A 16,851-nucleotide genomic window follows, 5' to 3' on the forward strand; every position below is an offset into this window, starting at 1 on the left:
GAACGGTTTTGTTTGATTTCGGCATCATTCCGCCGGCCATGTTCCTGGGCATGGTCATTTTCATGCTCTACGGCTTTCCGGTCGCATTTTCGCTTGCCGCCGTCGGTATGTTCTTCGGCATCATCGGCATCGTTACCGGCCATTTCAGCGAAGCCTTTCTGCAAGCGCTGCCGCTGCGCTTTTTCGGCATCGTCTCCAACGACCTCTTGCTCGCCATTCCCTTCTTCACCTTCATGGGAGCGATATTAGAACGCTGCGGCCTTGCCGAGGATCTGCTCGAAGGCACCGGCAAGCTCTTCGGCGGCATTCCCGGCGGCCTCGCCTATGCCGTCATCCTCGTCGGCGCCGTGCTCGGCGCCATCACCGGCACGGTAGCCGCCTCCGTCATCACCATGGGGGTGATCTCGCTGCCGATCATGCTGCGCTACGGCTACAGCCCGCGCCTTGCCACCGGCGTCATCGCCGCTTCCGGCACCATAACCCAGGTGATCCCACCCTCGCTCGTGCTCGTCGTTCTCGCCGACCAGCTGGGCAGATCGGTCGGCGACATGTATCTCGGCGCCATCGGCCCCTCGATCCTGCAGGTGACGATTTTCGTGCTCTTCATCCTGGTGATGTCGATCATCCAGCCGAAATCGATGCCGCCGCTGCCGAAAGAGGTGCGCGGCGATTTCAACTGGGCGCTTTTGGCGAAAGTGCTGATGGGCATGGTGCCCTCGATCGTGCTGATCTTCCTCGTGCTCGGTACGATTTTTATGGGCCTTGCCACGCCAACGGAAGCCGGCGCGCTCGGCGTCGTCGGCGCCATGGCGCTGGCAGCCATGAACCGCCGTCTCACCTGGCCGCTGATCCGCGAAGCAATGACATCGACCACCCATATTACGTCAATGGTGGTGATGATCCTGATCGGCTCCACCTGTTTCAGCCTCGTCTTCCAGGGCATGGATGGTTCGCGCTGGATCGAGCACATGCTGTCGGGCATTCCCGGCGGCCCGGTCGGTTTCCTGATCTTCGTCAACATCTTCATCTTCGTGCTTGCCTTCTTCCTCGATTTTTTCGAGATCGCTTTCATCGTCATTCCGATGCTCGCCCCCGTTGCCTCCAGCCTTGGGATCGACCTGATCTGGTTCGGCGTCCTGATCTGCGTCAACATGCAGACCAGCTTCATGCATCCGCCCTTCGGCTTTGCGCTGTTCTACCTCCGCTCGATCGCCAGCAAGGACGTCAAGACCTCGGATATCTACATGGGCGCCCTGCCCTGGGTCGGCATGCAGATCATCCTGGTTGCGATCGTGATCTTCTGGCCGCAATCGGTCACCTACTGGCTGGACCATGGCCCGAAGGTCGATCCGAACTCGATCAAGATCGAAGTGCCCGGCTTCGGCGGCCAGCTCGGCCTGCCGCCGGTGGGCGGCGGCAACGGCTCGCCGCAGATACCGGGCCTCACCCTGCCGCCGCTGAACGGCCTTCCCGGAGCAACACCGGCGCCTGGCAAATAGCCAAACAAAAAAACCCCGGATCAACGATCCGGGGTTTTTGCTTGCATTCGCCTAAAGCGTCGATGCCGGTCGCGGAAAGCCTAGAGCTTTCCGGCCCGCTGCTGAATCATCATGAACGTATCGAAGGTGTATTCCGAAAGCTGCATCCACAGATAGGCGTCGCGCTTGAAGGCGGTCTGATCCTCGTAGATCTTCTTGAAATACTGGTTGTTGGCCGAGATTTCGCCGTAGATGCCCATTGCCGCCTGGAAGCAGGCTTCCATGATCTCCTGGCTGAACGGGCGCAACGTCGCACCCTCCGCAACGAGCTGTTTTAGCGCCGTCGGGTTCTTCATGTCGTATTTCGCCAGCATGTTGGTGTTGGCGAAGGCGCAGGCGTCGGTGAGCGCTGCCTGATAATGCTTCGGCAGGTTGCTCCATTTATCCAGATTGAAGAAGGCATGCACCGTCGGGCCGCCTTCCCACCAGCCCGGGTAATAGTAGTATTTCGCCACTTTGTGGAAGCCGAGCTTCAGGTCGTCATAGGGACCGACGAACTCAGCCGCATCGATCGTTCCCTTTTCAAGCGCCGGGTAGATGTCGCCGCCGGCGATCTGCTGCGGGACGACGCCGACCTTCTCCATGATGCGTCCGGCAAGGCCGGCAATGCGCATCTTCACGCCCTTCAGATCGTCAAGCGTATTGATTTCCTTGCGGAACCAGCCGCCCATCTGTGCGCCGGTATTGCCGGCCGGCAGGGCATACATGCCCTGCGTGGCGTAGAACTCGTTCATCAGCGTATTGCCGTTGCCTTCGTAGAACCAGGCGTTGGTCAGGCGGCTGTTCAATCCAAACGGGATGGCTGTTCCGAAGGCATAGGCCGGATCCTTGCCGACGAAATAATAGGAGGTGGTGTGGGCTGCCTCGACGGTCCCGGCGGCCACCGCATCGACAGCCTGCAGGCCCGGCACGACTTCACCGGCCGCGAAAGGCTGGATGGTGAAATTGCCGTCGGTCGCGGCGGCAACATGCTTGGCGATGTCTTCGGCACCGCCATAGATCGTATCCAAGCTCTTCGGAAACGACGACGTCATGCGCCACGCGATCTTTGGATTCTCTTGCGCGATCGCAGGCGCTGCCAGCGCCGTTGCGGCAACCGCGCCGGCACTGGCGGTTCCCGCCTTCTTGAAAAACGAACGACGATCCATCAAAAAACCTCCCGTATAGATGGCACTGCGCGGCCAATCTTCATCCCTACCCGCAGCGAGGGCAGAGCTAAGCATGGAGGGGGCCGCGATTCAAGCTTTAGTCTATTAGCCTTTGGCATCAGGATAGCAATAGGGAGTGCGCGAGGCGCCCATCAAAATCAGCAGCTTAGCGCGAGCCCCGGAGCCGCGGCGTCGTTTGCGGCGCAATGGGTCATCGGACAAAACCAGACGTTGACTTCACGGTGGTTCTGGCGGCAAAAACGACGAGCAGAAGATTTTACCGGTGCAAACATGACGAAACCGATCGTTGCCATTCCTGCCGATATCCGCAGCTTCGACGGCGCGACCTGGCATGCCGTCCAGCATCAATATCTCAGTGCCGCATTGAATGCGGCCGGCGTCATGGCCTTCATGATCCCTGCCTTCGAGGCAGGCTACGATCCCGACGCGGTGCTCGACCGCGTCGATGGTCTGCTCGTATCGGGCTCAGCCAGCAATGTGCATCCCTCGCTTTACGGCGCCGAGGCGACCGACCGGGACGGCCCCTTCGACCCGGCCCGCGATGCCACCAGCCTGCCGCTCATTCGCCGCGCCATCGACCGCGCCATCCCGCTGCTCGCCATCTGTCGCGGCATTCAGGAACTGAACGTCGCTCTCGGCGGTTCGCTGGCAAGCGAGATCCACGAGCAGCCCGGAGTCTGGGACCATCGCCGGCCGGAGGGCGTCGACCGCGACGGCATGTACGCCATCCGCCAGACCGTCCATGTCAAGGAAGGCTCCTGCATATCAGGCATTCTCGGCCCGGGCGATATCCGCGTGAATTCGCTGCATCGCCAGGCGATCGCCAGAACCGCGCCGCGCCTGCAGGTGGAAGCGACCGCCGAAGACGGCACGGTGGAGGCCGTTTCCGTCATCGATGCCGGGGCCTTCGCCGTCGGCGTACAATGGCATCCGGAATATTGGGCCGAAACCGACAAGGCGTCGAACCGGCTGTTTGCCGCCTTCGGCGACGCCGTCCGCGGCTACGCGGCCGGCAAACTGGCGGCTGTCGCCGCGCAGGCGATCGCCTAGCGCATCGAACATCGGTGCCGATTTCCGGAAAGAACAAGCGTCCTTTGTGCGTCCTCAGGGACGCACGACGGTCTCGGAGGCCGCTGAACTCAGTCTCGGTCGAACTTTTGCGGCGTTTCCGGCACCGGCGTCAGCGCCGCCCCCCTCTCGAACCAGGCGATAAGATTGTCGGCGACCAGGTCGGCCATCGCCATGCGCGTTGGCACGGAGGCCGAGGCAACGTGCGGCAGCAGCACGGCGTTGGCCGGCTCCAACAGTCCGGACGGCACGCTCGGCTCTTCGTAAAAGACGTCGAGGCCGGCAGCACCGAGCGCGCCTGACGCGAGGGCGGCACTCAGCGCTTCTTCATCAACCGTCCAGCCGCGGCCGACATTGACGAGAATTCCGTTCGGACCGAGAGCGGCCAGGATATCGGCATCGATCGTCTTATGCGTCTGCGGCGTCTTCGGAACAATGGCGATCAGCGTGTCCACCGCCTCCGCCAATCCCTTCAACGTCGGGTGATAATCGTAGGGCGCGTCCGCATGGCGCGAACGTGTGTGATAACTGATCTTCACCTTGAACGGCTCCAGCCGCCTGGCGATCTCGAGCCCGATGCGGCCAAGGCCGTAGAGCCCGACATGACGGCCCTTGAGGGAGAACCGCGACAGCGGATAAGCCGTGCCCGGCTTCCAGTTGCCGGCACGCAGCCAGGCTTCGGCCCGCGGCAATTCGCGGACCGTGTTCAGGAGCAGGCCGATCGCCGTATCGGCAACCTCGTCGTTCAAAACGTCTGGCGTATTGGTGACGACGATGCCCTTTTCGGCCGCACGCTTCACATCCATGCCGTCATAACCGACGCCGAAACTGGCGATCACCTCGACACCAGGCAACTGGTCCATCCAGGTGCCGGGAAAAGCGCCGGAGACGGCGACGCCGCGGATGCGGCCGGCGGTGTCGCTGTCGAGCGCCAGCTTTTCCTCGCGGGCGACAGCGATGATTTCAAAACGATCCTTCAGCCTTTCGAGAACACGTTCGTGTATCTTCCCGGGAACGAGAATGGCGATGCGGGACATGGCTTTCCTCTTGGACAGAGTCTGGTTCAGGCGCGGGGCCGATGGGGACTGGTCGACTGGCGGATGCGCATTTCCGGTTTGATCAAATGCATGCCGTCCGGTTCGTGGCTGCCGGCAAGACGGTCGAGAAGCGCGCGCGCGGCCAGACGGCCGACTTCGGTCTGGCCGTTCCAGACGGTTGTCAGCGCCGGCGTGGCAATCGAGGCCTCCTCGAGATCGTCATAACCGGTGACGGAGATATCCCGGCCCGGCACCAGGCCGGCGCGGGCAATGCCGTTCATCAGGCCGATCGCGACGAGATCGTTCCAGCAAACGGCCGCCGTCGGCTTCTGCGGCAGCGAGAGGAAATGCACCGCCGCCTCGAAACCGCCCTGCTTCGAGCGGGGTCCCGGAATGCGCAGATTCGGATCGACTTCGATGCCCGCCTTGCGCAGGGCGTTGACATAGCCCTGGTAGCGGTCGCGGCCGGTGGATGTCTGGTCCGTACCGCCGATCATGGCGATCGAGCGGTGGCCGAGGCCGATCAGGTGGTTGGTGGCAAGCGAGATGCCGTAGCTGTCGTCGCCGCGATAGGTCGGCAGGTCCTGCCCTTCCATCGAGCGGGCAACGAGGATCGCCGGCATACCGTTTTCTTCCGCCAGTTGCACGTCCTCAGGCGGCGTGCCGATCGCCGGCGACATGATGACGCCGTCGCCGCCGAGCTGCAGGAGCGTCTCGATGAAGGTGCGCTGTTTCTCGACATTGTCGTAGTGATTGGAAAGGATGAAGGTGTGGCGGCTGCGATCGAGCTCGCTTTCAATCGCCTTCAGAATCTCACCGTAGAACGGATTCATGATGTCGTGGACAACGACGCCGATGATGCCGGAGCGCGAGGTACGCAGGCTGGCGGCACGGCGATTGTAGATGTAGCCGAGCGCGCGCGCCTGCTCCTTGATCTTCTCCCGCGTATTGCCGGCAACCAGCGGACTGTCGCGCAAGGCGAGCGACACGGTCGCCGTTGAAATGCCGAGCGTCTCGGCAATTGTCGAAAGCTTGATCTTCTGGGCCACGTGTCCTCCTCCAGGCAGCACGCAAGACAGCAAGACCACGCCGAAAACCGGCGCGACCCTTAAACTGTTTAATTAAAAGATTTAACCGGCGGACGCAATTCGTCTTTCAGGAGAAATTTCAGTCTTCGTCCGGCTCTTCGATGGCATGCGCTTCGGCCTGCAGATTGGCGTCGATCGCCTTCAGCAGGCGAACCAGATTGCGGATTTCCTTTTCTGAAAATTCCTGCGTCGCCAGCCTGTCGCAGGCCGAGGCCGCCATCTCGATCGCCCGCACGCTCTCACGGCCGAGCGCAGTGAGATAGACCTTGGTGAGGCGCGCATCCTCGGCATCGGGCTTGCGCTCGAGAAAGCCCTGCGCCTCCATGCGGCCAATCGTCCGTGTCATCGTCGGCGCCTTGACGCCGAGCTTTTGCGCAAGACCGCCCGCCGTCATGCCATCGCTCTCGGCAAGCGAGAGAATGACGCCGTCCTGGCCGGCATAGAGACCGCTTTCGAACAGGTTGCGCGAGAGCACCGTGCGCATGGAACGGGCCGCCTGGGTGAGCGCCGGAGAAAGATCGACAAGCGTGTACTCCGTCTGGTCCTTCTTCTTGGACTTGCTCTTCTTGCCGTCCTTATGCTTCTTTCCCATAGCCATCCCTTTGATCTTTAAGCCCCGACGCCGCTGCGATATGACATTGCCCATGATCTCGTCATAAACAAGAGGCAACGACCGGATGATGACGCCTTCGCCCCGCTTCGACGACAGCGGCGCGGTTCGCGCCCCCGGCGCACGCCGCCCGATCGCCGTGCTGCCGCTCGGCGCCCATGAGCAGCACGGCCCTCACCTGCCCTTCGAAACCGACACGCTGATTGCCGAAGGCATCGCCGGACGATTGAAGGCGGCCCTGCCCGCCGGCCTGCCGGTCACCTTCCTGCCCGCCGAATCGGTCGGCTATTCCATAGAGCACATGGATGTTGAAGGAACGAAGACGCTCGCCTTCGACGAAGCGGTCAACCGGTGGCTCGGCATTGCCGAAAGGCTGGCGAAGAGAGACATTCGCAAATTCGTGATGCTGAACGCCCATGGCGGCAATTCGCCTCTGATATCAGTCGTCGCGACCGAGGCGCGGGTCCGCTTTGCCATGCTGGCTGTGGCGACGAGCTGGACCCGTTTCGGCTTGCCGGATGGCGTGATTGCACCGGAGGAAAAGGCGATCGGTATCCATGGCGGCGATATCGAGACCTCCGTCATGCTGGCGCTTCACCCCGACAAGGTAGACATGGCAAAGGCTGAGGATTTTCCCTCGCGGCAGACGGAATTCGCCACCCGCTTCAAGCACCTGCGCGCCTACGGCCCGCATGCCTTCGGCTGGAAGATGTCGGATCTCAATAAATCGGGCGTCGCAGGCAATGCCGCGGTTGCGACGGCCGAAAAGGGCGAGGCGCTGATTGCCCATGCGGTGAAGGGGCTGGTGGAACTTCTGGAGGATGTCGATGTATTCGACCTCGGTGAGCTCCGTTGAAAAGCGATCATCCGCATCGCGCGGCGATGTGATCTTATAACATATAAAATCCTTTGAACTGCCGTGCCCATGCCATTATATGAGACCAACCGCTCAAGCGGCCGATCCTACGCCGTTCGGCCGTACGCCTAATTTAGAGGTTCTCATGACCGACGCGATCTCCACCCAGAAGCCTATTCCCGTCACCGTGCTCACCGGTTATCTCGGTGCCGGAAAGACGACCTTGCTCAACCGCATCCTCTCCGAAAACCACGGCAAAAAATATGCGGTCATCGTCAACGAGTTCGGCGAAATCGGCATCGACAACGACCTGATCGTCGAGTCGGATGAAGAAATCTACGAGATGAATAACGGCTGCGTCTGTTGCACGGTGCGCGGCGACCTGATCCGCGTCGTCGAAGGCCTGATGCGCCGCCCCGGCCGTTTCGACGGCATCATCGTCGAGACGACCGGCCTTGCCGATCCGGTACCGGTCGCCCAGACCTTCTTCATGGACGATGACGTTCGCGCCAAGACCGAGCTCGACGCCGTCATCGCCCTCGTCGACGCCAAGCACTTGCCGCTGCGCCTGAAGGACAGCCGCGAGGCCGAAGACCAGATCGCCTTCGCCGACGTCGTCGTCATCAACAAGAGCGACCTCGTGACCCCGGACGAACTGGATGTGATCGAAGACATCGTCCGCGCCATCAACCCGGCTGCCCGCGTCTACAAGACCAGCCGCTCCGGCGTCGATCTCGCCCGCGTGCTCGATCAGGGCGCCTTCAACCTGGAGCGCGCCCTCGAAAACGATCCGCATTTTCTGGAACATGGCCATGACGACCACGTCTGCGGCCCGGATTGCGATCATGATCACCATGATCACGACCACCACCATCATGGCCATGATCACGATCATCATGGGCACGACCATCATCATGGCGCGATGTCCGCGATCCATGATGTGACGGTGCAGTCGGTGTCGCTGCGCGGCGGCGAGATGAATCCCGAGCGCTTCTTCCCGTGGATTCAGAAAGTCACCCAGGTGCAGGGCCCGAACATTCTTCGCCTCAAGGGCATCATCGCCTTCAAAGACGATCCCCAGCGTTACGTCGTCCAGGGCGTGCACATGATCATCGAGGGTGATCACCAGCGGCCGTGGAAGGATGGCGAGAAGCATGAAAGCCGTCTCGTCTTCATCGGCCGCGATCTCGACCGCGAAAAACTCGAGGCTTCGTTCAAGGCCTGCGAGGCAGCCGCCTGATGCCGACAGTTGCGCCGCTTGATCTCGACGGCCACATTCTGGCCGTCGAATTTTTAGGTGATGTTCCCTTCTTCGCAAACGCAAACGGCACGTTTCACCGGCTGGACGGCGGCGAGAGGGTTTCAGAAGCCCATCTGGGCATGCTCACCGCGATCCGCGATCCTTATACCGACAGCCTGATCTCCGGCGGCGAGGACGGCAAGGTCCTGCGCATCGCCGCCGACGGCAGCGTCAGCGAACTCGCGACCGCACCGCGCAAATGGATTTCGCAGGTCGCGGCCGGCCCGCAAGGCGCCATCGCTTATTCTTACGGCAAAAGTTCGCTCGTGCGCCTTGCCGACGGCACGACCAAGGAATTTCCCGAGGAGCGCACCGTCGAAGGCCTCGCCTTCGCGCCGAAGGGTCTACGCATCGCCGCTGCCCGTTACAACGGCGTGTCGCTGCATTGGGTCGGTATGAGCGCTAAACCGGTCGATCTCGAATGGAAGGGCGCGCATACCGGCGTCACCTTCTCGCCGGATGGTAATTTCCTCGTCACCTCGATGCAGGAAAACGCGCTGCACGGCTGGAAGCTCGATAGCAAGCCCGGCGCCGAAGCCCGCCACATGCGCATGACCGGCTATCCCGCCAAGGTGAAATCCCTCTCTTGGTCGGTCAAGGGCAAATGGCTCGCCTCCTCGGGCGCGCCGGCGGCCATCGTCTGGCCTTTCCAGGGCAAGGACGGGCCGATGGGCAAGGCGCCGCTGGAACTCGGCACCCGCGCCAACATCATGGCGACCTCGGTGAAATTCCATCCGCTGGAAGATATCCTCGCCATCGGCTTCGTTGACGGCATGATCCTCGCTGTGCGCGTTGCCGACAACAAGGAAGCGCTGCTGCGCCGCCCCGGCAAGGGCGCGATCACGGCGATGAGCTGGAGCAGGGACGGCAAGCTGCTTGCTTTCGCCTCGGAAGCCGGCGATTGCGGCGTCGTCGACATTTCGGCCTGAGGTCGCCTTGCCGGCAATGGATGGCGCCTTGACGGAACCCGAACTCGTGACGCTCGGCGCCGACCACATGCGGGCTGCGGTTGAGATCAGGCGCGTGGCGCTCTGGCAGCGCCTGCCCTGGCTGCCCGTTCTGCACACGCCTGAGGAAGAAGAGCAGTATTGGCGCATGCATCTCCTGCCGAACTGCACGATCCTCGGCGCCGCCATGGCAAACAAACTCGTCGGCGTCATCGCCCATGGCGATAACTGGATAGAGCAGTTTTACGTTCTCCCCGACTTCCAGGCCATGGGCATCGGCTCCCTCCTCCTCGGCTGCGCCAGGGAGGAGATGAATGAGATCCGGCTCTGGACATTCCAGCGCAATACGGGCGCACGCGCTTTCTACGAGCGGCATGGCTTCACCGCCGAGGAAGAGACCGACGGCGCCGACAACGAGGAAAAAGAGCCTGACGTGCTCTATCATTGGCGCCGTCTTCCCAAACCGACGCTCAGCCTGAAACCGTCCGATTAGAAGATCGGGCTTGCCAAATGCCTTGGCCGGGCGAAACATGAAAATCCACGCGGGCATTGCCTGCGCCGTGGCTGACAGAGGAAACGTCAATGCCGAAATCGACCGGCCTCGGCTTGGCCGAGCAACAGCCGCAATCCTCGGGCGGCGTATCCATCTGGGCCGTGATCCGCGCCGAGGCGGGCGAGCTTGCCGTGCGCGAGCCGATATTGCAGCGACTGCTTGCCGAGCAGGTGACGGACGCTGCCGGCAGCCATGAGATCCTCGCCCGTGTGCTGACCGCGCGGCTTTCGGTGCCGCAAGTTGAAACGGGCGATTTGTTCGACCTCATCCTGTCCACGCTTGATGACGACATCATGCGGAAAGTCGAGGCAGATCTCGCTGCCGTGCGCGAGCGTGATCCCGCCTGCACGACGTTTCTGCACGCGCTTCTGAACCTCAAGGGCTTCCATGCGCTGCAGACCCATCGCATCGCCCATGCGCTCTGGAACGGCGGCCGCCCGGAAATCGCCACATGGCTCGCCAATCTGGCCTCGCTGGTCTTCGGCCCGGATATCCATCCGGCAGCCCAGATCGGCGCCGCCATCATGCTCGACCATGGCTCGGGCATCGTCATCGGCGAAACGGCGGTGATCGAAGACGAAGTATCGATCCTGCAGAACGTCACGCTCGGCGGCACCGGCAAGGAGACGGGCGACCGTCATCCGAAGATCCGCCACGGCGTCATGATCGGCGCGGGCGCCAAGATCCTCGGCAACATCGAAATCGGCGCCTTCAGCAAAATCGCCGCCGGCAGTGTCGTGCTGAAGCCGGTCCCCGAACATTGCACGGTCGCCGGCGTGCCGGCCGCCGTCGTTCGTATCCACCGTAGCGACGAAATCCCGGCCGAGACGATGGATCAGAATATTTAGGTAATCCCTACAGGGTCGCGCCCACGCGCTATGCCGCTTGCTGGTTTTCCCAAAAGGCTTCAACGCGATTTCGGCCTTCGCGCTTCGAGCGATAGAGCGCCTCATCGGCCTTGTGCACGAGCCGTTCGAAATCTCCGCCGCCTTCCCGCGTGGCGACGCCGATGCTGAGCGTCGGAAAGACGGCGAGATCCGGCCACTGCATGGCGGCGGCGGCGAAGTCGAGACGGATGCGCTCGGCAATAGCCATCGCATCTTCCTGTGAGATGTTTTTCAGCACCGCCAGGAACTCGTCCCCGCCTTGGCGGGCGAGCAGATCGCTTGAGCGCATGATGCCCTTGGAAAGGCTGGCAAAAAGCCGCAGGATGTCATCACCAGCGGCGTGGCCGTGCCTGTCGTTCAGCTGCTTGAAATGATCGATATCGATGATCAGCAGTGATATCGGCTGGGAAGCGAGAGCGGGTAAATGCTGGGCAAGGCCGCCCCGATTGAGCGCGCCGGTCAGCAAATCGTGATGGGCGAGTTCGGTCAGCTGATTGCGGCTGCGCTCGGCCGCCATCAGCACCATGGCCATGCTGCGCAGCATGATGAAAGCCACCGCCGATACCGCCATCCAGCTATGGACCACGCTGCCGCCGAATGGATCCGGCCCGCCGATCTCACCGGTTGCCGCGAGCATGCTGCGCACCGCAAAGATCATGGCGGTGCAGACATAGAGGCCGACGAGCAGACCGGCTGAATAGAGCTTCTCGCGGCAGACGATGCTGATCGCCTCCCTTGCGACCGCAAGATCGCAAAGGCAGCAGTTGACGGAGACGTAGAGGAGCCTTGCCGAGACCGCTGCGGGATCGCTGACGATAAGCACGACAGGCACGCTGACGAGAACGATGGCAAGCCAGAAAGTGCGCTGGTCGAGAACCCGTCCTGAAAAGACGCGCACGGCAAAAAACATCAGCATATAGCCGATGATGGTGACGACGTTGCCGCCGTCGACCGAAACCGCATAGGGAACGAGATTGCGCAGCGCGACGAGGAAGGAACCGACACCGACGAAGAGGTTGCTCAAGCCCCACCAAAGCGGCCACTTCTCGAAGCGCCCCGTCGCATAGGCTGCAAGCTGGAGAATGCCCAGCACGAAGCAGCTTACGGCAACAATGAAATAGATCGTCCTGAGATCCAGTAGCATGGTGCTTTTCCGAGGTTCTGGTCGCGGAACCTACAGCAAGCATTTTGCGGTTTGATTGGAGCCTTCGTTAAGAATTGAACGAAAGGCGGTTTTCCCTGCGCCGCTGTGGTCAAGCCGCCCGCACCGTGCCGATAATGTCGGCCAGCAGACCGTGCAGCAAATCGCGGTAGCCGTTTCGGGCCGAAGGACCGCTCTCTTCCGAGGTCATGACGACGGTCAGATCGAGCGACGGCACGATGTAAAGCATCTGGCCGCCATAACCCCAGCCGAAATGCACCTGCTCGCCGCCGATCTCACGTGTGAACCAGCCATAGCCATATTCGTCGCCGGAGAAGCGTGAATTGGTGCGGCGCTGCCAGGATTGCACGATCCAGTCGGCGGGCACCACCTGCACTCCCTCCGCTGTGCGCCCGCCATTGCGATAAAGCTCGCCGAAAGCAAGCAGGGAGCGTGCGCTCATCGCCATCTGATTGCCGCCGAGATAGATGCCCTGCGGGTCGCGCTCCCATGCGCCGATGCGGAAACCCTCGATTGGGCCGAGCCAATCGCGCGCCAGCGCCAGGGTCGACCTGCCGCTGACCTTGGTTAGAATGGCCGAAAGCAGATGCGTGGATGCGGTGGAATAGAGCATCTCTCCGCCGGGCTGATCGACAAAAGGCTGCGAAAGGGCAAAGCGCACCCAGTTGCGCGACGAGACCCAGCGGCCATAATTCGGTCCGGACATGCGATCGAGTCCCGCCTGCATGGAGAGAAGATTGCCGATGCTGATGTCGTTGAGGCGCGGATCAGGCGATGAGGGAAGATCGGCCTTCAGGATCGGCGCGATCTTCTGGTCCGGCCCATCCAGCAGTCCTTTGCCGATCGCGATACCGACAAGCGCCGAAATGATCGATTTCGAAGCGGATTTGATATTGGTCGTTTCCGACGGCGAATGACCGTGGAAGCCGCGTTCGGTGAGAACGCGTCCGTTGCGAGCGACGACCACCGTCTTGAGCGGTCGCAGCGCCGGATCGCTCGCCGCTTGGTCGAGACGCGGACCAAGCCCGGCGGCGGACGCCGTGCTCTGGGCGGACGCCAGGCCTGTTGCGCCAAACGGCAGGCAGAAGAAAAGCAGAAGGGAAAAAATCCGGATCATGCGGCGCATGATAGGGTATCGCCGCAACATCTTCGTGTGCCCATGGCACTTTTCACGCGATCGTGTCTGCTGGTGAGCCGATTATTCGCACGCCTCACCGCCCTGCCACGGAAAGACAATCCGCGCCGCAACCATGGCAGACCCGCCTGCCTGCATGATCAAGCGGCGCGGACGTCGCCGGCCTGGGAAAGAGATTCCCCACTTGCCGGCGGCGCGCAGCTCAAGCTGCGCGGCGAACCGGCGCGCTGGCCAGCATGCGTCCCGAGGGGACGATCATGCCAGCCGCGCCGTCGAGCCAGCCTTCGGTGAGCTCAAGCGCGAGAAAGCGCGAGCGTTCGAACGGACCCGGCATGACAAGATGGCGAGCCTTTTCAGCGAAGAAGCCGAAGCGCTCGTAATAGGCGGCATCGCCGACGAGCAGGACGGCGCCATGCCCGCGGTTCTTCGCCTCGAGGATCGCCGCGCGCATCAGGGCCGAGCCGACGCCCTTGCCGCCGTGACGGCAATCGACGGCCAGCGGACCGAGCAGCAGCGCGTTGATCGGCGTGCCTTCGGCGTTGACGCCGGCCTCGACGTTCCAGAGCCGCACCGTGCCGATCAGATGGCCGTCGCGGTCACGCGCGACCAGCGCAAGTCCTTCGGCCGGAATACGGTTGCGGCGGATTTTCTCCGACGACTTCTTGCGGCGGTCAGTGCCCATGACGCGATCGAGCAGGTTTTCACGCGCGACGACATCCGACGGATTTTCGGCGTCGATGGTGAAAATGGAGGGCGCAAAGAATGCGCGGACAGAATCAAGAACAGCGGCCATCGTGGCCTCCCGCACTCAAAACCGTTTCAGACGGTGACTTCGGAGAATTGTGGATTTGCCGCCCCGGCTGGTTACGGGACTAGCAGAGACAAGACCTTAAATGACGTAGGCCTTCAGCGGCTCGAAGCCGTTGAAAGCGACTGCCGAGTAGGTCGTCGTATAGGCGCCGGTGCCTTCGATCAGGACCTCGTCGCCGATCGTCAGAGACAGCGGCAGCGGATAGAGGTTCTTTTCATACAGCACGTCGGCCGAGTCGCAGGTCGGGCCAGCGATCACGCAGGGCTCCATCTCATCGCCGTCGCGCTCGGTGCGGATCGGATAACGGATGGCCTCGTCCATGGTTTCGGCGAGACCACCGAACTTGCCGATGTCGAGGAAGACCCAACGGGCGTCGTCATTGTCCGACTTCTTGGAGATCAGCACGACTTCCGCCTTGATGACACCGGCATTGCCGACCATGCCACGACCCGGCTCGATGATCGTCTGCGGGATCTGGTTGCCGAAATGCGTGCGCAGCGCCTGGTAGATCGACTTGCCGTAAGCTTCCGCGGACGGAACGTCACGCAGATACTTGGTCGGGAAGCCGCCGCCCATGTTGACCATCTGCAGGTGGATGCCCTGCTTGGCAAGCTGAACGAAGACACGCTTGGCATCGGCAAGAGCCGAATCCCAGGCATCGACCTTGGTCATCTGCGAACCGACATGGAACGAGACGCCGTAGGACTGCAGGCCGAGTTGGTGGGCGTAGACGAGAACGTCGACCGCCATCTGCGGAACGCAGCCGAACTTGCGCGACAGCGGCCATTCGGCGCCTTCGCCATCGGTGAGCACGCGGCAGAAGACACGGGCGCCGGGAGCGGCGCGCGAGATCTTCTCGACTTCCTCGTGGCTGTCGACCGCAAAGAGGCTGACGCCGAGCGCATGAGCGCGAGCGACATTACGCTCCTTCTTGATCGTGTTGCCATAGGAGATGCGGGCGGCGGTCGCACCGGCTTCCAGCGCCATTTCGATTTCGGCAACGGATGCGCAATCGAAATTGGAACCGAGGCCGGCGAGCAGCTTCAGCACCTCAGGAGCCGGATTAGCCTTGACGGCGTAGTAGATGGCGCTATCCGGCATGGCGTGGCGGAAAGCGTGGAAATTGTCTCTGATAACATCGAGGTCAACCACGAGGCAGGGACCGTCGGGACGTCGGGTTGCGAGAAAGTCGCGGATGCGCTGGGTGGTCATATCAGTTCCCTCTTCCAGTTCCAGAGCTCCGGCATGAACCGGAGGACAAAGGGCATACGAGAACTCGCATTGGAACCAGCCGGTGGAGACCCCGGAACCATAGCAAGCGCTTGATGCGCGGATAATGAACCAACGCCGCAAACGCGGTGTAAGTTCGGCTTTGTCTGCCATGGATTGGAGGGAGAGTCCCAACCGCACTTCCGGCAATGATGGTGTGCCTCTTCAGTAACCCCCGCTGATGGAAAGCAGGGAGAGAACAAAAAGGCCCGCACCGTCGTTGCTTCAGGCGTCCTCGCATTTTCCGGTTGGCCGGAATAGCGACTGGAGGGGTTAATTCCAGGTACCTTACCGATTTCCTCACCAATTCGAGGGTTCGGCGGACACCCATGGGCACGTGCGACTTTGGGCTGACTGGGAGATAAGAATATTCGCCTTCATAATCAAGCGTTTTTTTCATCTTGCGGCCAAAAAATAATTGAACAAAACGGCCCGATTTGTTCAATATTCCAAAACACCTGTGGGGATTTCATGGACACCTTGACCCGCATACGCGCCTTCATCGATGTCGTCGAGGCTGAGGGCTTTTCCGCCGCCGCCCGGCGCACCGGCCGCTCGAAGGCGCTGCTGTCCAAATATGTGCGCGAACTGGAAGACGAGCTCGGCGCGTTGCTGCTCAACCGCACGACCCGGCAGTTCTCCATGACGGAGGCCGGCCACACCTATTATCGCAGCGCCTCCGATATTTTGAAAGAGATCGACAACCTTGCGGATCTCGTGCGCGAAAACAATGCACAGCTGAAGGGACGGTTGCGCGTCTCCGTTCCCCGCACCTTCGTCGACGCCGACGTCGGCCAGTCGCTGATCGATTTCGCCGGCGAAAACCCGGACCTTTCGCTGGAGATCGCCGCCGATGACCGGTTCGTCGATCTGATCGAGGAAGGCTTTGACGTCGCGATCCGCATCAGCAAGCTCGAAGATTCCGGCATGATCGCCCGCAAGATCTCCGATTTCCGCGTCCATCTCTGCGCCACCCCGGATTTTCTCGAGCGTCATCCCGATCTAGAGCATCCAAGCGACATTTCCAATCTTCCCTTTATCGTCGATACCAATTCACGCACCCAGGGCAGCATCCGCTTCCACAATCCTGACAACACAACCTTCGCCGTCTCCGTCTCGGGGCCGATCGAGGTCAACAGCCCGCACGCGACACTCCGCGCTGCCCTCGCCGGCATCGGCATCGCGCTCATTCCCGATTTCATCGCCCGTAAGCCGATCGAAAGCGGCGAGCTGGTGACGCTATTCAACGATTACATTCCGACCGACCGCGGCATCTATGCCGTCTACCCGCACCGGCGCTACCTGCCGGCTAAGGTGAGGATCTTTGTCGATTACCTGCACAACTGGTTCAAGAAGCATCCGTGAGATCTGCACGGCAAGACCGGCCCGGCCGGACGATGGAGTGGAGCCGATCGGAACTC

The 16,851-nt window shown here is 61.7% G+C and carries 16 protein-coding genes; 8 read left to right on the top strand and 8 right to left on the bottom strand.

Annotated features, from left to right (window positions below; translation table 11 throughout):
* Nucleotides 1-8 precede the first annotated feature (8 nt).
* Complete coding sequence (locus AMK00_RS18660; RefSeq protein WP_064811357.1) at nt 9-1,499, top strand: TRAP transporter large permease; 1,491 nt, start codon at nt 9-11, stop codon at nt 1,497-1,499.
* A gap of 80 nt (nt 1,500-1,579) precedes the next feature.
* Here the strand turns inward: AMK00_RS18660 and AMK00_RS18665 are convergent, their stop codons facing one another.
* Nucleotides 1,580-2,686 carry a TRAP transporter substrate-binding protein gene (locus AMK00_RS18665; protein WP_064804998.1) on the bottom strand — a complete coding sequence of 369 codons (1,107 nt, stop codon included), beginning with the start codon at nt 2,684-2,686 and terminating at the stop codon, nt 1,580-1,582.
* 291 nt (nt 2,687-2,977) lie between these two features.
* Here AMK00_RS18665 and AMK00_RS18670 point away from each other — a divergent pair, with 291 nt between their 5' ends.
* Nucleotides 2,978-3,757 carry a gamma-glutamyl-gamma-aminobutyrate hydrolase family protein gene (locus AMK00_RS18670; protein ID WP_064805000.1) on the top strand — a complete coding sequence of 260 codons (780 nt, stop codon included), beginning with the start codon at nt 2,978-2,980 and terminating at the stop codon, nt 3,755-3,757.
* Between the two features lie 89 nt (nt 3,758-3,846).
* Here the strand turns inward: AMK00_RS18670 and AMK00_RS18675 are convergent, their stop codons facing one another.
* The 3 genes from AMK00_RS18675 to AMK00_RS18685 form a co-directional block, all read right to left on the bottom strand.
* Nucleotides 3,847-4,812 (bottom strand): 2-hydroxyacid dehydrogenase, encoded by a 966-nt coding sequence (locus tag AMK00_RS18675; protein WP_064811358.1) that lies wholly within the window; start codon nt 4,810-4,812, stop codon nt 3,847-3,849.
* A gap of 26 nt (nt 4,813-4,838) precedes the next feature.
* Nucleotides 4,839-5,861, bottom strand: coding sequence for a LacI family DNA-binding transcriptional regulator (locus AMK00_RS18680; RefSeq protein ID WP_064805004.1), 1,023 nt, complete (start codon nt 5,859-5,861; stop codon nt 4,839-4,841).
* Nucleotides 5,862-5,979: 118 nt separating this feature from the next.
* Complete coding sequence (locus AMK00_RS18685) at nt 5,980-6,492, bottom strand: MarR family winged helix-turn-helix transcriptional regulator (RefSeq protein WP_064811359.1); 513 nt, start codon at nt 6,490-6,492, stop codon at nt 5,980-5,982.
* An 85-nt stretch (nt 6,493-6,577) separates the two neighbouring features.
* On the opposite strand from AMK00_RS18685, the gene AMK00_RS18690 reads away from it, so the two are divergent.
* The 5 genes from AMK00_RS18690 (at nt 6,578) to cysE (ending at nt 11,014) form a co-directional block, all read left to right on the top strand.
* On the top strand, nt 6,578-7,366 hold the full coding sequence (locus AMK00_RS18690; protein WP_064811360.1) for a creatininase family protein: 789 nt from the start codon (nt 6,578-6,580) through the stop codon (nt 7,364-7,366).
* A 145-nt stretch (nt 7,367-7,511) separates the two neighbouring features.
* Complete coding sequence (locus AMK00_RS18695) at nt 7,512-8,606, top strand: CobW family GTP-binding protein (protein WP_064811361.1); 1,095 nt, start codon at nt 7,512-7,514, stop codon at nt 8,604-8,606.
* Entirely contained in the window at nt 8,606-9,595 is a 990-nt protein-coding gene (locus AMK00_RS18700; RefSeq protein ID WP_064811362.1) for a WD40 repeat domain-containing protein, read from the top strand. The genes AMK00_RS18695 and AMK00_RS18700 overlap by 1 nt, the downstream gene beginning before the upstream one ends.
* 16 nt (nt 9,596-9,611) lie before the next feature.
* Nucleotides 9,612-10,106, top strand: a complete 495-nt coding sequence (locus AMK00_RS18705) for a GNAT family N-acetyltransferase (protein WP_064811363.1) — start codon at nt 9,612-9,614, stop codon at nt 10,104-10,106.
* 89 nt (nt 10,107-10,195) lie between these two features.
* Entirely contained in the window at nt 10,196-11,014 is an 819-nt protein-coding gene (gene cysE, locus AMK00_RS18710; protein WP_064811364.1) for a serine O-acetyltransferase, read from the top strand.
* A gap of 28 nt (nt 11,015-11,042) precedes the next feature.
* Here the strand turns inward: cysE and AMK00_RS18715 are convergent, their stop codons facing one another.
* From AMK00_RS18715 to odc2, 4 genes are all read right to left on the bottom strand, one after another.
* Nucleotides 11,043-12,197 (bottom strand): GGDEF domain-containing protein, encoded by a 1,155-nt coding sequence (locus AMK00_RS18715; RefSeq protein WP_064811365.1) that lies wholly within the window; start codon nt 12,195-12,197, stop codon nt 11,043-11,045.
* Nucleotides 12,198-12,306: 109 nt separating this feature from the next.
* Nucleotides 12,307-13,332 (bottom strand): serine hydrolase domain-containing protein, encoded by a 1,026-nt coding sequence (locus AMK00_RS18720; protein ID WP_064806345.1) that lies wholly within the window; start codon nt 13,330-13,332, stop codon nt 12,307-12,309.
* 220 nt (nt 13,333-13,552) lie between these two features.
* The gene (locus tag AMK00_RS18725) at nt 13,553-14,143 is read right to left on the bottom strand and encodes a GNAT family N-acetyltransferase (RefSeq protein ID WP_064811366.1); all 591 of its coding nucleotides are present in this window, start codon (nt 14,141-14,143) and stop codon (nt 13,553-13,555) included.
* A gap of 96 nt (nt 14,144-14,239) precedes the next feature.
* Nucleotides 14,240-15,373: an ornithine/lysine decarboxylase gene (gene odc2, locus AMK00_RS18730; RefSeq protein WP_064811367.1), complete on the bottom strand. Its 1,134-nt coding sequence runs from the start codon at nt 15,371-15,373 to the stop codon at nt 14,240-14,242.
* 528 nt (nt 15,374-15,901) lie between these two features.
* On the opposite strand from odc2, the gene AMK00_RS18735 reads away from it, so the two are divergent.
* A complete protein-coding gene (locus tag AMK00_RS18735; protein ID WP_064811368.1) occupies nt 15,902-16,795 on the top strand; it encodes a LysR family transcriptional regulator in 894 nt (297 codons plus the stop codon).
* The last annotated feature ends 56 nt before the right edge of the window (nt 16,796-16,851 follow it).

This window comes from Rhizobium sp. N621 (genome assembly GCF_001664325.1).
In the GTDB taxonomy this organism is placed as follows: Bacteria; Pseudomonadota; Alphaproteobacteria; order Rhizobiales; family Rhizobiaceae; genus Rhizobium; species Rhizobium esperanzae.

Coding starts and splice junctions, on each gene's coding strand:
- AMK00_RS18670 (WP_064805000.1), top strand. CDS start 2,978: ATGACGAAACCGATCGTTGCCATTCCTGCCGATATCCGCAGCTTCGAC.
- AMK00_RS18725 (WP_064811366.1), bottom strand. CDS start 14,143: ATGGCCGCTGTTCTTGATTCTGTCCGCGCATTCTTTGCGCCCTCCATT.
- AMK00_RS18700 (WP_064811362.1), top strand. CDS start 8,606: ATGCCGACAGTTGCGCCGCTTGATCTCGACGGCCACATTCTGGCCGTC.
- AMK00_RS18675 (WP_064811358.1), bottom strand. CDS start 4,812: ATGTCCCGCATCGCCATTCTCGTTCCCGGGAAGATACACGAACGTGTT.
- AMK00_RS18690 (WP_064811360.1), top strand. CDS start 6,578: ATGATGACGCCTTCGCCCCGCTTCGACGACAGCGGCGCGGTTCGCGCC.
- cysE (WP_064811364.1), top strand. CDS start 10,196: ATGCCGAAATCGACCGGCCTCGGCTTGGCCGAGCAACAGCCGCAATCC.
- AMK00_RS18715 (WP_064811365.1), bottom strand. CDS start 12,197: ATGCTACTGGATCTCAGGACGATCTATTTCATTGTTGCCGTAAGCTGC.
- AMK00_RS18665 (WP_064804998.1), bottom strand. CDS start 2,686: ATGGATCGTCGTTCGTTTTTCAAGAAGGCGGGAACCGCCAGTGCCGGC.
- AMK00_RS18705 (WP_064811363.1), top strand. CDS start 9,612: ATGGATGGCGCCTTGACGGAACCCGAACTCGTGACGCTCGGCGCCGAC.
- AMK00_RS18685 (WP_064811359.1), bottom strand. CDS start 6,492: ATGGGAAAGAAGCATAAGGACGGCAAGAAGAGCAAGTCCAAGAAGAAG.
- AMK00_RS18720 (WP_064806345.1), bottom strand. CDS start 13,332: ATGATCCGGATTTTTTCCCTTCTGCTTTTCTTCTGCCTGCCGTTTGGC.
- AMK00_RS18695 (WP_064811361.1), top strand. CDS start 7,512: ATGACCGACGCGATCTCCACCCAGAAGCCTATTCCCGTCACCGTGCTC.
- AMK00_RS18735 (WP_064811368.1), top strand. CDS start 15,902: ATGGACACCTTGACCCGCATACGCGCCTTCATCGATGTCGTCGAGGCT.
- odc2 (WP_064811367.1), bottom strand. CDS start 15,373: ATGACCACCCAGCGCATCCGCGACTTTCTCGCAACCCGACGTCCCGAC.